The organism is Actinophytocola sp. (assembly GCF_049647105.1).
Classification (GTDB): domain Bacteria; phylum Actinomycetota; class Actinomycetes; order Mycobacteriales; family Pseudonocardiaceae; genus Actinophytocola.
Map to the genome: position 1 here is coordinate 1 of NZ_JBARWZ010000165.1, position 15,123 is coordinate 15,123.

Here is a 15,123-nt window from a genome sequence, read left to right on the forward strand (position 1 = left end):
CTTCGGCTTTGGCTTCGGCTTTGGCTTCGGCTTTGGCTTCGGCTTTGGCTTCGGCTTTGGCTTCGGCTTTGGCTTCGGCTTTGGCTTCGGCTTTGGCTTCGGCTTTGGCTTTGGCTTTGGCTTCGGCTTTGGCTTTGGCTTTGGCTTTGGCTTCGGCTTTGGCTTCGGGCTCCTTCGGAGTCCCTTCGGGAGTGCGGCTACGTCGTTTCTGCTGGTCAGTGGGGGGGCGCATCTGCGAAACCGGCCCCGGGCCACCTCGACCAGCACGGGAACGCCCCGCTCGTGACCTCGTTGTCCACGTTCGGCGCGGTCACGTCGTTGGTCTGCTCGTCGACGATCTCGATGCCGTCGGTCTGCTCCGGCTGGGACGCACAGCCCGCACCACACCCCGTCTGCCTGCCATTCCGTCGACCTGGCAGCGCCCGATCACGCCGTGGCAAGGGGGCCAAATGCAAGAAACACAGCAATGCCAAGCCTGGCCCCCTTGACGCGGTGTGATAGCCCGGAGGGAGGTTGATGGGATGGCAGGCAGACCAAACCTTGCCAAAGAACCGAAGATGCCAACCCGTAGGCCATCCCGGAGACCTGCCCCTCCGGCGAGGAGCCGCCGGAGGCAAACCCGTCCGGCGAGAAGCCCTGAAGACAAACCAGCGACAAGCCCCGGAGGCAAAACAGCGAAGAGTCACGGAGGCAAACCAGCGAGAAGCCCCCAAGGCAAAACAGTGCAGAGTGCCGGAGGCAAAGCCTGTCTGACGAAGAGCGTCCCTGCGAAGCCTCGCTAGGCTCAAGGCATGGTGAAGGTGTCGCAGGAGACGCTTGCGGCGCTTGACCGTGCTTCCGGGAAGCTCGCCTCCGCTGTGCTCACGTCCATGGACGAGCAGTTCGCCTGGTTCGGACGAATGCCTGCCGACCAGCGGGCCTCCGTTCAACTCATCGCCCAGACCGGAGCCGCGGGTTTCGTCGCCTACCTGCGTGACCAGGGCGACGCCATCCGCCTCACCGCCGACGCGTTCCGGCAGGCTCCCCGCGACCTCTCCCGGTGGATCTCGCTACGGCAGACCGTCGAACTGGTCCGAGTCGCCGTTCACGTGATCGAGCGGGAAGTGCCCGACCTGGCCGCCGACAACGATGAGCGCCTCGTGCTCACCGAGGCCGTGCTGCGGTACGGGCGGGAGGTCGCGTTCACCTCCGCCATGTCCTACGCCTCCGCCGCCGAGACCCGGGGCGCCTGGGACGCCCGGCTCGAGGCATCCGTCGTCGACGCCATCGTCCGGGGGGACGCCGAGGAGTCGTTGCTTTCCCGGGCCGCGGCACTCGGGTGGGATCTCGACGAGCCCGCCACCGTGCTGGTGGGCAACTCGCCTTCCGATGATCCGCCCACCGTGGTGTACGAGGTTCGCAGCCGGGCCGCCAGGGCCAACCGGCCGGTCCTGCTCGGGGTGCAGGGGTCCCGGCTCGTCGTCGTGCTGGCCGGGGACACCGACCATCCGCACGTGCTCGACAAGATGACGTCCTCGTTCGGGGACGGGCCCGTGGTCGCCGGGCCCACCGTGGCCAACATCGCGGACGCCCACCGGTCGTCCGTCGACGCGCTGTCCGGGTTGCGGGCGGTCGTCGCGTGGCCGTCCGCGCCGCGGCCCGTCCGGTCCACGGACCTGCTGCCCGAGCGGGCGCTCGCCGGGGACCCGGAGGCCGAGTGGCAGCTGATCGATCAGATCGCACGACCGCTCGAGGTGGCGGGCGGGGCCCTGCTCGAGACCGTCGAGACCTACCTCGAGGTCGGCGGTGTCCTGGAGACCTGCGCCCGGTTGCTGTTCGTCCACCCGAACACCGTCCGGTACCGGCTGCGGAAGGCGGCGGACATCACGGGACACAACGCGAACCTGCCCAGGGACGCGCTCGTGCTTCGCATCGCACTTGCCGTCGGCAGACTGTCGAGATCCCGAGGTCTGTGGTAGGGACGACCTACTACGGAAAACCCTCTTTACCGTTCATCCGGCGGTTACCTTTGTAGGGTTCATACAAAGCGGCCGCTGCGACTTGGTCAGTGTCGGCATGCCGTCATGCCGGGTTCAGCGTGTTCCCTTGAGTAGTGCTCGTGCTACTCGCCCCCGGTCAGGGGTCACAGACACCCGGCATGCTCTCCCCCTGGCTCGAGGTGGAGGGTACGCGTGAGCGGCTCACCGCGTGGTCGGAGCTCGCCGGGCTGGATCTGGTCGAGCTCGGCACCGTCGCGGACGCCGAGGCCATCAAGGACACGGCCGTCACGCAGCCGCTCGTCGTGGCCGCCTCGCTGCTCGCCTTCGAGGTGCTCGCCGACCGGTACCCGCTGCCCGACGACCTCGTGATCGCCGGTCACTCCGTCGGTGAGCTGGCCGCCGCCGCCGCGGCGGGGGCGCTCACCCCCGACGACGCCGTCGCGCTCGCCGCCGTGCGCGGCCGGGAGATGGCGGCCGCGTGCGACCTCGCACCGACCGGGATGGCCGCGGTCATGGGTGGGGCGCCGGACGACGTCGTCGCCTGGCTGGCCGAGCACGACCTCACCGCCGCCAACATGAACGGGGCGGGGCAGATCGTCGCCGCGGGGCCCATCGAGGCGATCGACGCGATCGTCGCCGAGAAGCCCGACTTCGTCAGGAAGGTCATCAGGCTCAAGGTGGCAGGCGCCTTCCACACGAGCTACATGGCGGCCGCGCAGGACGCACTCCGTGCCAAGGCCAAGGAAGTCACGGTAAGCGACCCCGCGCACACGCTGCTGTCCAATGCGGACGGCGCACGCGTCACAGGCGGCGCCGAAGTGCTCGAACGGCTCGTGAATCAGGTCACGCTTCCGGTCCGCTGGGACCTGTGCATGGCAACGATGAACGAGCTGGGGGTGCACGCCACCGCCGAGCTGCCACCCGCCGGAGCGCTGACCGGGCTCGCCAAGCGCGAGCTCACCGGTACCACCACCGCCGCGCTCAAGACCCCGGACGACCTGGCGAAGGTGGCCGCCGCCCTCACCACCGCCGACGAGGAGTGACCTCCACCATGACCGCACTGCGGATCGCCTCTGGCGTTCCCGGCACCCGCATCCTCGGCATCGGCAGCGCCCAGCCGGAACGCGTCGTCACCAACGACGACCTGTCGAAGATCATGGACACCAACGACGCGTGGATCCGCGAGCGCGTCGGCATCGCCGAGCGGCGCTTCGCCGACGAGAAGGACACCGTCGTCAGCATGGCCGTCGAGGCGGGGTCCAAGGCCATCGCCGCGGCCGGGCTCTCGCCGTCCGACCTCGACACGGTGATCGTCGCGAGCTGCACCGCCACCGCGCCGATCCCCAACGCCGCCGCACAGGTCGCCGAGCTCATCGGCATCAAGGCGGCTGGCGGGTTCGACCTCAACGCCGCGTGCGCGGGCTTCTGCTACGCGCTCGGCGTCGGATCCGACCTGGTCCGGTCCGGCTCGTCGCGCCGCACCCTGGTGATCGGCTCGGAGAAGCTGACCGACCTGGTCGACCCGGTCGACCGGTCCACCGCGATCATCTTCGCCGACGGCGCGGGCGCCGCGGTCATCGGTCCGGCGGACGAGCCGTGCATCGGGCCGGTGGCATGGGGCACCGCGGGCGACCTCGTCGACATGATCGGCATGACCGAGCGGCAGTTCATCTTCCAGGAGGGCCAGTCGGTGTTCCGCTGGGCCACCACGAAGATCGCGCCGATCGCGATGCAGGCGCTCAAGCTGGCCGGGCTGGCGCCCAAGGACGTGGACGTCCTGATCCCCCACCAGGCCAACCTGCGGATCGTCGAGGCGATCGCGAAGAAGCTGCGCAAGGAAGGCGCGCGGGAGGACATGGTCGTCGCCGACGACATCGTGACCTCCGGCAACACCTCCTCCGCCTCCATCCCGATGGCGATGGACCACATGCGGGCCGCGGGCCGGATCCACTCCGGTGACGTGGCACTGCTGATCGGGTTCGGCGCAGGCCTTTCCTACGCTGGACAGGTCGTCGTCTGCCCGTAGCCTGACCGAACTTCCGGGCCGTCCGGTCCGGGTCAACAAAGGAGAGAAGAAGCATGGCAGAGAAGCCCACCGACGAGGAGATCCTGGCCGGCCTCGCAGAGATCGTCGAAGAGGTCGCCGGCGTGGAGGCCGACGAGGTCACCGCCGAGAAGTCCTTCGTGGACGACCTGGACATCGACTCGCTGTCGATGGTGGAGATCGCCGTGCAGGCCGAGGACCGTTTCGAGGTCAAGATCCCGGACGCGGAGCTCGCGAACCTGAAGACCGTCGGCGACGCGGTGGCGTACGTCTCCAAGAACGCCTGACGCTGTACCACGCACCCTGACAAGGATCACGGAGACGCCATGAGCACGGTCGAGGTAGTCGTCACCGGCATCGGAGCGACCACTCCGCTCGGCGGTGACGTCACGTCCACATGGGACGGGCTGATCGCCGGTCGCAACGGAATCAAGACCAACGACACGGAGTGGGCGGAGAAGTACAAGCTGCCGTCCCGGCTCATGGCCCCGCTGGCCGTCGAGCCGTCCGAGGTCCTGCCAAGGGTGCAACTGCGCAGGATGGACCGCTGCGAGCAGATCGCGGTGATCGCGGCCCGTCAGGCATGGGCCGACGCCGGTTACGAACTGCCGTCCGACGAGCACGAGCCGGTCGACCCCGACCGCCTCGGTGTCGCGATCGGCACGGGCGTTGGTGGTCCGGTCACGCTGCTCGACCAGGACGACCTGCTCGAGCAGCACGGCCTGCGCAAGGTCTCACCGCTGACGGTGCCGATGCTCATGCCCAACGGGCCCGCGGCACTGGTCAGCATCGAGTTGCGGGCACGGGCCGGGGTGCACGCCCCGGCGTCGGCCTGCGCATCGGGTGCCGAGGGCCTGGCCCAGGCGTACCAGATGATCCAGTCCGGGCGCGCGGACGTGGTGGTCGCGGGCGGCGCGGAGGCGTGCATCCACCCGATCACGGTGGCCGGCTTCGCGCAGTCCCGCACCCTCTCGCTGCGCAACGACGAGCCGGAGCGGGCCTCCCGCCCGTTCGACCTCGACCGCGACGGGTTCATCCTCGGCGAGGGCTCCGGCGTGCTGGTGCTGGAGTCGGCGGAGCACGCACGCGCCAGAGGAGCGCGGGTGTACGGCAAGCTGGCGGGCACCGGCATCACGTCCGACGCGTACCACATCACGGGCAACCATCCGGAAGGCATCGGCCAGATCAACGCGATGACGCAGGCGATCCGGCAGGCGGGCCTCACGCCGGCCGACATCGGCCACGTCAACGCACACGCGACGTCGACGGTGGTCGGCGACATCGGCGAGGCGGTCGCCATCAAGAAGGCGATCGGCGACCACGCGGTGCTCACCGCCCCGAAGGGCTCGATCGGCCACCTGGTGGGCGGCGCTGGCGCGGTCGAGAGCATCGTGACGCTGCTGTCGATCTACCACGGGATCATCCCGGCCACCAGGAACCTGGAGAACCTGGACCCGAAGGTCGAGCTGGACGTGGTCGCGGGCGAGGCACGCAAACTGGACCTGGCCGCCGCGATGAACGACTCGTTCGGCTTCGGCGGCCACAACGTCGCACTGGTCTTCACGGCAGCCTGAGGACGTGCCCTGAAGGGGCCCTTCGGAACGCTCGACGTCCTGAAGGGCCCTTCAGGACGTTCAGGAGCCACCTCACAGAAGCCCCGAATTACCTGCCTTTGCCGGTACAGCCGAGTAGGTCGACTGGTTAGTGTTTTTCCGACCTTTCCGTCCCCCCTGCTCGAAAGGCCGTGCTGATGCGATTGTCCCGGTTCTTATCGATGGTGGTGGCCGTCCTGGCCGCCACGCTCCTGCTCGCCCCGCAGGCGAGCGCACTCCCCGCATGGCCGAACGTGGCGCAGGGCGCCAGCGGCCCCAACGTGACGACGGTGCAGTACCTGCTCCGCCACCACAGCCAGAGCGTCACCGCGGACGGCGCGTTCGGACCGGCCACCAAGTCCGCGGTGGTGGCGTTCCAGAGCGCGCACGGCCTCACCGCGGACGGGTCGGTCGGCTCACAGACCTGGCCCGCGCTGATCGTCACGGTCAGCCAGGGCAGCACCGGCGACGCGGTGCGCGCGGCACAGACCCAGCTCAACCGGTACGGCGCGGGCCTCGCCGTGGACGGGCAGTTCGGCGCGGGCACCGACCGCGCGGTGCGCGACTTCCAGGGCTCGAACGGGCTCGCGGCGGACGGCCAGGTCGGCCCGCAGACCTGGCAGACCCTGGTCGGCGGCGGCGGGGGCGGGAACCCGGGTGGCTACGCGCTGCCGCTGTCCCGCTCGGCGGCCGGCCGCTCCGACTACGCGGCTTCGCACTGGAACAGCACCCCCGCGGTCGACCTGATGGTGTCCTACGTGCCCGCCTACGCGGTCACCGCCACCGTCGCCGACCACTACGACAGCTCGTCCTGCGGGACCGGTCTGCGCCTGCTGCGGCCCGACGGCTCCCGGTTCGTCTACTGCCACCTCTCGGCCCGCTCGGTGGCCGACGGCGCGTCGGTGAGCGCGGGCACCCAGGTCGGCACGACCGGGAACACCGGCAACTCCGGCGCACCGCACCTGCACGTCGAGATCCGGACCTCGGACGGCGTCGCCCGCTGCCCGCAGCAGTTCCTGCTGGCGATCTACGACGGCGTGCAGCCGCCGAGCCTGTCGAGCCTCCCGACGACGGGCTGCACCGGCTGACCGGACGCCCTCGCCCCCGGTCGGCGACCGGGGGCGAGGGTGCTCACCCGCACGGCTCGTGCTGAGGAAAGCCGGAAGCGGGACCGGCGGCCAGCTTCCACTCACCGGCCTCGACGGCGAACGCCCACACCACGTTCCAGTGGATACAGGAGTGAGGCAGCTCGCTGGGAGCGTCCGCCACGTCCTGGGTGCTCGTGAACGTCAGCAGCACCCTGGCGGTCCCGTCCCCACGCGCCTCGATCCGGTGCATGACGATGTTGCCGTCCTTGGTGGTGCGGTACTGGTCCAGCCACGTCCGCTTCGGCTGGTTGGTCTGCCGCTCGTCCGTCACCACCGACGTCCACCGTTCGTAGTCCTGCGCGTTGATCGCCTCGAAATAGGTCAGGAGCAACGGTCGCAGCGTCCGGTACAGGGGGTGCGCGACGGCGTCGGCGGTGCCCTTCACCGTGGCCGGACCCGGCTGTTCGCTCGGCGGCCGTTCGGTCTCGGAGGTCGCGACGACCGTCGGGGGTGGGGCGGCGGGTGGTTCCGAGTACAGGTCACGCGCCAGCAGACCGCCGAGCGCGGTCGCGATCACCGTGATCAGCAGCACCGGCAGCAGCCACAGCTGCCGTGGGGACCCCGTGGACACGACGGAAAGACTGCCACGCTCATCCGACCCGGTGCAGCCAGGTCACCGGTGCGCCATCGCCTGCTCGCCGGAACGGCTCCAGCGCGGCGTCCCACGACGCGCCGAGCAGCTCGTCGACGCGGTGAACGAACGCCTCACCCGCGCGGGCCACGCCCGCGATGGTTCTGAGCTGGTCCTCGCCCACGACGATGTCGCCGTTGGCGCTGGTGCGGGCGCGCCACAGGCCGAGGGTGGGGGCAAAGCAGAAGCGTTCACCGTCGACGCCGGGGCTCGGCTCCTCGGTGACCTCGAATCGCAGCATGGGCCAGGCCTTGAGGGCAGCGACGAGTTTCGCGCCCGTGCCGGGATCGCCGGTCCACCCGCACTCAGCGCGGAGCTGGCCGGCCGCTTCGGGCTGCGCGGTCCACTGGAGGTTCGCGCGCACACCAAGGGTGCCCGAAATGGCCCACTCGACGTGCGGACATACCGCAGACGGCGACGAGTGGACGTACACAACGCCACGAGTGCTCACTGCTGACCTCCGCTGCTCGACGAGGATTCGTCTTCCCCTACGTCCTCGCGACAACATGATCTTCAGTGACACGCGCTGGTCCATTGTGCCTTGACCACGGGCAGTTACGCCACACTATCGGGTCTTGGCTAACGTGGTGCGGTCGGGCCGGTGGGTCCATTATGCGTTCTGTGAGGGGGTGCGCGGTGCGGGTGGTGCGGATCGGTGACGAGGCGTCGACCGTCGGCGCCGACGTGCGTGCCGCGCTCACGTCGTGGGGTCGCGGCGACTCGATCGTAGGCGGGGTCGCCCTGGTCGGACTGCATCCGAAGGGCGTCGACCGGCCGGTCGACGCCGTTGTGGTGCTGCCGCGCGGAGTGCTGGTCGTCGTGGGGATCGACCTGCCGGACCCGGCGGTGCGGCTCGACGCGCCGCTGTCGGGGCAGTGGAAGACCGACGGCTGGCCGCTCACCCGGCAGGATGGCGCGGTCAACCCGGCCGCCGACGTGGTGTCCGTGGTCGGCATGGTCAGCCGCACCCTGGAAGAGGCGAAGGTCGAGCCGCTGCCGGTGGGCATGGTGGTGGCGGTCGGGCCGTACGTGTCGCAGGTCCACCAGCCGACCTCCGACCTGCTGCGTGGCGTGCGGATCCTGCACCCCGAGCCGAAGACCCTGCTGAACGCGGCCCGCGAACTGGCGGTCCACCAGCGGCCCTGCACGATCACGCAGGCACGCGCGATCATCGCTGCGCTCGCGCCGGACCTGGAGGGCGTGGATCTGTCCGGCGAGGGCTTCGCCAGCGCCGCGTTCCCGGAGCTGTCCGCCGCCAGCACGACGCTGATCCCCCGCGTGCAGACCCCGCGGCAGCACTCGGCGGGGCAGAAACCGAAGCAGAAGCAGAAGACCTCGCCGACCCGGTGGCTGCCGGCAAGCGCCGCCGTGCTGGTGGCGTTGCTGCTGCTCACCGGCATCGTGTACGCGGTGGCGTCGTCCAACTCGTCGGACGAGAAGACGCGGGACGCGGCCTCGACGCGCACCGCCACGAGCGGGGTGATCGTCGACGGCGTCACGTTCGAGCCGAAGGGCACCGTCACCGACACCGACTGCGCGGCGCACGCCTACGGCGACGTTCAGGTATGGCTGGAGCGCAACCGCTGCTCGGAACTGGTCCGAGCACGTTACGAGTCCACATCGGACGACAAACGGGCCGCGGTGCTCGTCTCCGTGCTGCGGTTCCCGGAGACGGCGCTCGCAGGCGAGCTGAACACGGTCGCCGACCAGCCGGGCAGCGGCGCGATCGTCGACGCGTCGACCGAGGGTGAGCCGTGGCCGGGCAAGACCGCGCCGTTCTTCGAGTCGGCGGCGTTCGCGAGCGGCCGGGAGGGCAACAGCCTCAAGCTCGTGCAGGTCGTGTGGATCGGCGAGCCGTCAACAACGGACGACAAGGACCTGACGAAGATCGCCAACAGCGCGCTGGAGATCCAGGTCAGCGCCTAGGGTCCCGAACCGGGAATGCGGTGCGTGAGTCGGTGGATCCAGGTTTCTGCTGGCAAGGCGCCGATCCTAGCTTCGGCGGCCAGGTCTGGCGCGTACCCGAACAGGCCGGGCGTGCCACCGGTGTGGGTGAACACGACCGTCTCACCGGGACGGACGCCTGCGACCAGCGCGGCGGCCGCCTTGCCGGTGTACACGGGGTCGAGCACGATGCCCTCCGTGCGGGCGAACAGCCGCAGCGCGGCCCACACCTCGTCGGTCGGCACGCCGTAGCCCTCGCCAAGGGCGCTGTCGTCGGGGGTCACGTGGTCGAGCTTCGGCTCGTCGATCTTCAGCACATCGGCGGCGAGCCCCGCGACCTGCTCGACCACCGCCATCGCCGCGTCGGCCTCACGTGACACGGTGACTGCGGTGATCGGCGTTTCCGTACCGAGCGCGAGACCCGCGACGGTGCCACCGCTGCCCAGCGCGCAGAAGATCCGGTCGACGTGCCGGTCCCCCAGTTGCGCGGCCAACTCGGCCGCGGCTGAGACGTAGCCGAGTACCCCGAGGCCGCTGGACCCGCCGACCGGCAGCGTCACGGTCCGGTCGTCGGCCAGTGCCGCCGCGATCTCGGCGGCCTCCTCGTCGGTGTCGCACAGGTACACGGTCGCGCCGAACAGCTCGTCGAGCGCGACGTTGCCGGACCGGTCGTAGGCGAATCCGGACCGCGACACGGACCTGGTGAGCACCAGTTCGCAGCGCAGGCCGAGCCGTGCGCAGGAGGCCGCGGTGAGCCTGCCGTGGTTGGTCTGCACGCCGCCGAACGTGACGATCTTCCCCGCGCCCTCGGCGAGCGCGGCGGCGAGCGTGAACTCGAGTTTGCGCAGCTTGTTGCCGCCGAGCCCGATGCCACCGACATCGTCCCGCTTCACCAGCACGGTCGCGCCGAGCTCCGCGCTCAGGCGGGGACAGGTGTCGAGCGGAGTCGGCCAGGAACCGAGGGGAACCCGGGGAAACGTCGAAAGATCCACGCCACGAGTCTGCCGCTGCGCGGGGCTCGCCGCCACATCGCGCTAAGCTCTCGGTGTTCGATTCAGATCCGATGCGGAGGACCTAGTGGCGCAGCGAACGATTCTCGAGCTGGTCGACGACCTTGACGGTGGGAAGGCCGACGAGACCGTGACCTTCGCCCTTGATGGCGTCGAGTTCGAGATCGACCTGTCCGCCGAGCACGCCGCGCAGTTGCGGGACACGATCGCGGAGTTCGTCGGCCACGCCCGGCGCACCGGCGGCCGCAAGCAGCGGAGCACCGGCGCGCAGCAGAAGATCAACGGCAATGGCAACGGCAAGCCGGACACCCAGGCGGTGCGTGAGTGGGCCCGCAGCCAGGGTGAGACGGTCGCCGAGCGCGGCCGGGTGCCGCAGGCGCTGGTGATCCGCTTCCAGGAAGCGCACCTGAACTAAGAGGGCGTGCGCCCTCTAAGCCACGGTGGGCAGCTTTCGTGCCGATGGGAAGGCCCAGCCGCCGAGTCGTCGGGCGGCCAGTACGGGGTGCGGTACCAGCGGGCCGAGTCGTGGCTCGCTGACCACCGCCCGCACCGACTTCTGCACGACACGCATCGTCTCCGACAGCGTCTTCATCATCGCCGTGCTCACCGCACGCGGGTAGGCGCGGCGGCCGTACATGGTCACCGCCCAGCTCGGCAGTAGCGAGTACGCCAGGTGTCCCACCAGCGACTCGTACACGGGCAGGCCCAGCGCGAGCCGGCCGCTGACCGGCGGCCGGTGCAGGAAGTCGTAGATCAGGTCGGTGTCCTCGGTGCGGCGCAGTACCGGCCGCGTGGCGCGCAGGTAGTCCCGCATCGCGGTCACCGACCCCGGCACCTCGCCGGGGTCGAGCCCGACGAGCGCGGCCGATGCGCGTTGTTCGTCGAGGTACCGGTCGGCGTGCGCGGCGGTGAGCGGGAAACCCGCGCGGCGCACGACGGTCAGGAACGACGACACCTCAGCGCAGTGCACCCACAACAGCAGTTCCGGCTCGTCGATCCGGAACGTGGCGCCATCGTAGGTGCCGCGCAGCGACCGGTGCACCGCACGCACCTTGGCCGCCTGCCGTTCGACCTCGTCACGCGGGCAGTAGGTGGTGGCACCGACGAAGTTCGCGGTGCGCACGAGGCGGCCGAGCGGGTCGCCTCGGAAGTCGGAGTTCTGCACGATGCCCGCGACCGCGCGCGGGTGCAGCGCCTGCAGGTAGAGGCTGCGGATGCCGGCGAGCCACATGGCCGGTTCGGCGTGGAGCTGCCAGCTCACCGAATCCGGGCCGAACAAGCCGACGTCGTTGGGCTTCGCGGACATGAGCCCATTGAACCTCGAACCGCGGCGCACGGCGATGGCGCCGGCCGATCCGATGCCGGGCTAGTCCGCCTCCCCGGAATTCACAGTGTTGGTCCCGACCCAGCGGCAGCCACGGACCGCAGGCGGTTGGTAGCTGGGTGCCGTCACGTTCGCGAGCTGGATCGCCGCGTCCGCCGCCGACGTCTGCCGCACCGACCGGTCGCCATCCCGCCAGCACCAGGATCGCCAGGTTCTGCACCAGCATCGGCCTACCCCCTTGTAGGACAGCGGTTCATTTCTCAGAGCAGTGGCGGCACCATCGCCTCGATGAGGTGCGGCCCCGGCTCGGCCAGGGCCTTCGCGAACTGGTCGGCGAGCTCCTCGGCCGTGGTGGCCCGGGTGGCTGGCACGCCCATGCCATTGGCCAACGACACGAAGTCGAGGTCCGGACCGGACAGGTCCAGCAGCTGCTGTGCCTTCGGGCCAGCGGCCTCCGCGCCCACCCGGGACAGCTCCATCCGCAGGATCGCGTACGCGCGGTTGTTGAGCAGGACGGTCGTCACGTCGAGGCCCTCGCGGGCCATCGTCCACAGCGCCGACGCCGTGTACATGGCGCTGCCGTCCGCCTGCAGGCACACGACCGGCCGGTCCGGCGCGGCGACCGCGGCGCCCACCGCCACCGGCAGGCCCTGCCCGATCGCGCCGCCGGTCAGCGTCAGCACGTCGTGGCGGGGCGCGCCGGCGGTGGTCATGGGGATCATCAGCCCGGACGTGTTGGCCTCGTCGGACACGATCGCGCCATCGGGCAGCAGCGCGCCGATCACCTCGGTCCAGTTCTGCGGCGTCAGCGCACCCGATGGCACGCCGGGCCGCGACGCCTCCTGCAGCACCGGCGCCGCGTCGGCCGCGACCTGGTCGGCCAGGTGCTCCAGCGCACCGGTGCCGTCCTCCCCCAGTACCGACAGCACGTGCACGTGGCATCCGTCGGGCACCAGCTCGGACGGTTTGCCCGGGTACGCGAAGAACGACACCGGCGCCTTCGCCCCGACCAGCACCAGGTGCCTGGTGTCCGACAGCTGCCACTGAACCTGTTCGGCGAGGTAGCCGAGCCGCTCCACGTTCGGCAGCCCCGCGCCGCGCTCGATGCGGGCTGGGAAGGTCTCGGCGAACAGCTTCACGCCGGTCGCGGCGGCGATCCGGCTCGCCGCGAGCAGACCGCGCTCGCGGGTGGTCCCGTGGCCGAGCAGCAACACGACCGGCTCCCCGGACCGCACGATCTTCGCGATCTCCGCGACCCGGTCGTCCTCGACGGGCTGCGCGGCGACCGGCTCGACCTGCTCGCCGACCACGCCACCGTCCGACCACGACACGTCCGCGGGCAGCACGAGGTTCGCGAGCCGGCCGGGCGGCTGCATGGCGGCGGCGATCGCCGCCGCCGCGTCGGCGCCGACCTCGTCGGTGGCCTTCGAGGTGCGGGCCCAGCCGTGCAGCCAGCCGGTGAGCGCGTCGATGTCCGACTCGAGCGGCGCGTCGAAACCCTTGTGGTAGCGGGCGTGGTCACCGATGACGTTGACCATCGGGGTGTGCGCACGGCGCGCGTTGTGCAGGTTCGCGAGGCCGTTCGCCATGCCGGGGCCCAGGTGCAGCAGCGTCGCGGCGGGCCGGTCGGCCATCCGGCCGTACCCGTCGGCGGCGCCGGTCACGGTGCCCTCGAACAGCGACAGCACCGCCCGCATCTCCGGCACGGCGTCGAGCGCTGCGACGAAGTGCATCTCGGAGGTGCCGGGGTTCGCGAAGCAGACGTCGACGCCACCGTCGACGAGGGTCCGCAGGAGCGCCTGGGCGCCGTTCATCAGTTCTCCAATTAGTCGAGGAGCACGCCGGGGTTCAGGATGCCCTTCGGGTCGAAGGCCTGCTTGATCCGCTTCATCAGCTCGATCTTGGCCGGGTCCTCCAGGTCGAGGAAGTGCTGCTTCTTCTCCCGCCCGATGCCGTGCTCGCCGGAGATCGCACCACCCAGCGCCATGCCGGCCGCGAACAGGTCGTGCAGCACCCGGTGCCGCACCTGTTCGTCCTTCTGGAACACGGCGAGGTGCACGTTGCCGTCACCGGCGTGCCCGCAGCCGACCACCAGCGTCTGGCTGCCCTGCGCGATCTCCATGACCTTCGCGAAGAAGTCCGGCAGCGCGGCGCGGGGCAGCACGGTGTCGATGATGTCGTCGGCGCCCGCGCCCTTGGCGGTGAAGAACGCGCGCTCGCGCGCCTCGATCAGCTTGCGGGCGGCACCGCCGGGCAGTGAGTACACGTCGAGCGCGCCCAGCCCGGACAGCAGCGTGCCGACCGCCTCGACGTCCTCCTCCAGGCGCTGGGCGGAGTTGTTCTCCAGCATCACCACCAGGTATGCCTGGGACTTCTCCTTGACCTCCTCGGGGATCCCTAGCTGGAGGTCGGCGGTGTAGGTGATGGCGCCCATGGTGAACGCGTCGATGTACTCCAGGATCAGCGGCCCGATACCGGAGCCGACGACCGTGGGCACCGCGGTCGCGACCGACGCGAGGTCGGGGAACGGCGCGAGGACCGTGGCCTGCTCGGACTGCCGGGGCTGCAGCTTCAGGGTGGCCTCGGTGACCAGTGCGAGCGTGCCCTCGGAGCCGACGATCAGCTGGGTGAGGTCGTAGCCGGTGGAGGACTTCACGAACTTGCCGCCGGTACGGATGGTCTCGCCGGTCGGCAACACCGCCTGCAGGCCGAGCACGTGGTGGCGGGTGACGCCGTACTTGACCGCGCGCATGCCACCCGCGTTGGTGTTCACGTTGCCGCCCAGGCTCGCCGACAGCTCACCCGGGTACACCGGGTAGACCATGCCGACCTCGGCGGTCGCGGCCTCCAGCTCGGTGAGCGTCACACCGGGCTGGACGACGGCGACGTGGTTGACGGTGTCGATCTCGAGGATCTTGTTCATCCGCTCGAACGACACGAGGATGCCGTCCTCGCGCGGGACCGCGCTGCCCGACAGGCCGCTGCCGCTGCCGCGTGCGGTGACCGGGGTGCCCGACCCGGCCGCGAGCGTGAGTACCGCGGCCACCTCGTCGGCGCTGCCTGGCCGCACGACGTGCGCGGGCTTGGTCGCCGTCGCGGTCAGCGTCTCGTCATGCGCGTAGTCGTCGCCGATCGCGTCACCGGTGAGCACGTGCTCAGACCCGACGATCTCCTCGAGCCGTGCCGCAAGGTCCACTGGTCCGCCTCCCCGCATTCAAAAGTGTTGGTTCCCCTGGGGTAACCGCTGATCAGACCAAGACTCACCCACGAAGATCCACGGACAGATACTAGTGCCCCGTCCAGGCGAAGAGGGCACGTTTCTCCACGGCCCAGGCGGCCGCTGGCGGCGTTGCGGGAAAGCCCAAGTACAACCCGGTACGAGCGGCTTTCCCGCGCCTTGCCAGCGACCACCTGGATCCACGGACAAACGACCCACTTCACCTTGACGGGG

15 protein-coding genes are annotated in these 15,123 nt (G+C 70.3%); 9 read left to right on the forward strand and 6 right to left on the reverse strand.

The annotated features are described in order from the left end of the window. The 7 genes from WBA97_RS20630 to WBA97_RS20660 all read left to right on the forward strand — a co-directional run. A partial coding sequence (locus tag WBA97_RS20630; protein WP_424232510.1) for a hypothetical protein occupies positions 1-286 on the forward strand: 286 nt, incomplete at its 5' end. 505 nt (positions 287-791) lie between these two features. Beyond that, entirely contained in the window at positions 792-1,958 is a 1,167-nt protein-coding gene (locus WBA97_RS20635) for a PucR family transcriptional regulator (RefSeq protein WP_424232511.1), read from the forward strand. 134 nt (positions 1,959-2,092) lie between these two features. Then, the gene (locus tag WBA97_RS20640) at positions 2,093-3,022 is read left to right on the forward strand and encodes an ACP S-malonyltransferase (RefSeq protein WP_424232512.1); all 930 of its coding nucleotides are present in this window, start codon (positions 2,093-2,095) and stop codon (positions 3,020-3,022) included. 8 nt (positions 3,023-3,030) lie between these two features. Beyond that, the gene (locus WBA97_RS20645; protein WP_424232513.1) at positions 3,031-4,005 is read left to right on the forward strand and encodes a beta-ketoacyl-ACP synthase III; all 975 of its coding nucleotides are present in this window, start codon (positions 3,031-3,033) and stop codon (positions 4,003-4,005) included. Positions 4,006-4,058: 53 nt separating this feature from the next. Then, the gene (locus tag WBA97_RS20650) at positions 4,059-4,310 is read left to right on the forward strand and encodes an acyl carrier protein (RefSeq protein WP_378060865.1); all 252 of its coding nucleotides are present in this window, start codon (positions 4,059-4,061) and stop codon (positions 4,308-4,310) included. A gap of 39 nt (positions 4,311-4,349) precedes the next feature. After that, the gene (locus WBA97_RS20655) at positions 4,350-5,597 is read left to right on the forward strand and encodes a beta-ketoacyl-[acyl-carrier-protein] synthase family protein (RefSeq protein ID WP_424232514.1); all 1,248 of its coding nucleotides are present in this window, start codon (positions 4,350-4,352) and stop codon (positions 5,595-5,597) included. 200 nt (positions 5,598-5,797) lie between these two features. Further along, complete coding sequence (locus WBA97_RS20660; protein ID WP_424232515.1) at positions 5,798-6,703, forward strand: peptidoglycan-binding protein; 906 nt, start codon at positions 5,798-5,800, stop codon at positions 6,701-6,703. A 43-nt stretch (positions 6,704-6,746) separates the two neighbouring features. On the opposite strand, the gene WBA97_RS20665 is transcribed toward WBA97_RS20660, so the two are convergent. After that, positions 6,747-7,334 (reverse strand): hypothetical protein, encoded by a 588-nt coding sequence (locus WBA97_RS20665; protein ID WP_424232516.1) that lies wholly within the window; start codon positions 7,332-7,334, stop codon positions 6,747-6,749. 19 nt (positions 7,335-7,353) lie between these two features. Then, positions 7,354-7,845 (reverse strand): DUF3145 domain-containing protein, encoded by a 492-nt coding sequence (locus tag WBA97_RS20670; protein ID WP_424232517.1) that lies wholly within the window; start codon positions 7,843-7,845, stop codon positions 7,354-7,356. Positions 7,846-8,006: 161 nt separating this feature from the next. Between WBA97_RS20670 and WBA97_RS20675 the strand changes: the two genes are divergently transcribed. Beyond that, positions 8,007-9,320, forward strand: coding sequence for a hypothetical protein (locus WBA97_RS20675; RefSeq protein ID WP_424232518.1), 1,314 nt, complete (start codon positions 8,007-8,009; stop codon positions 9,318-9,320). Here WBA97_RS20675 and WBA97_RS20680 read toward each other — a convergent pair. Then, on the reverse strand, positions 9,317-10,330 hold the full coding sequence (locus WBA97_RS20680; RefSeq protein ID WP_424232519.1) for a pyridoxal-phosphate dependent enzyme: 1,014 nt from the start codon (positions 10,328-10,330) through the stop codon (positions 9,317-9,319). The two genes, WBA97_RS20675 and WBA97_RS20680, sit on opposite strands and share 4 nt — an antisense overlap. An 85-nt stretch (positions 10,331-10,415) precedes the next feature. Between WBA97_RS20680 and WBA97_RS20685 the strand changes: the two genes are divergently transcribed. Further along, positions 10,416-10,763, forward strand: coding sequence for a histone-like nucleoid-structuring protein Lsr2 (locus WBA97_RS20685; protein ID WP_424232520.1), 348 nt, complete (start codon positions 10,416-10,418; stop codon positions 10,761-10,763). Positions 10,764-10,778: 15 nt separating this feature from the next. Here WBA97_RS20685 and WBA97_RS20690 read toward each other — a convergent pair whose 3' ends face one another. From WBA97_RS20690 to WBA97_RS20700, 3 genes are all read right to left on the reverse strand, one after another. After that, positions 10,779-11,654: an oxygenase MpaB family protein gene (locus WBA97_RS20690; protein WP_424232521.1), complete on the reverse strand. Its 876-nt coding sequence runs from the start codon at positions 11,652-11,654 to the stop codon at positions 10,779-10,781. Positions 11,655-11,932: 278 nt separating this feature from the next. Next, positions 11,933-13,486, reverse strand: a complete 1,554-nt coding sequence (locus WBA97_RS20695; protein WP_424232522.1) for an acetolactate synthase large subunit — start codon at positions 13,484-13,486, stop codon at positions 11,933-11,935. Positions 13,487-13,497: 11 nt separating this feature from the next. Then, positions 13,498-14,886, reverse strand: coding sequence for an FAD-binding oxidoreductase (locus WBA97_RS20700; RefSeq protein WP_424232523.1), 1,389 nt, complete (start codon positions 14,884-14,886; stop codon positions 13,498-13,500). Positions 14,887-15,123 lie beyond the last annotated feature (237 nt).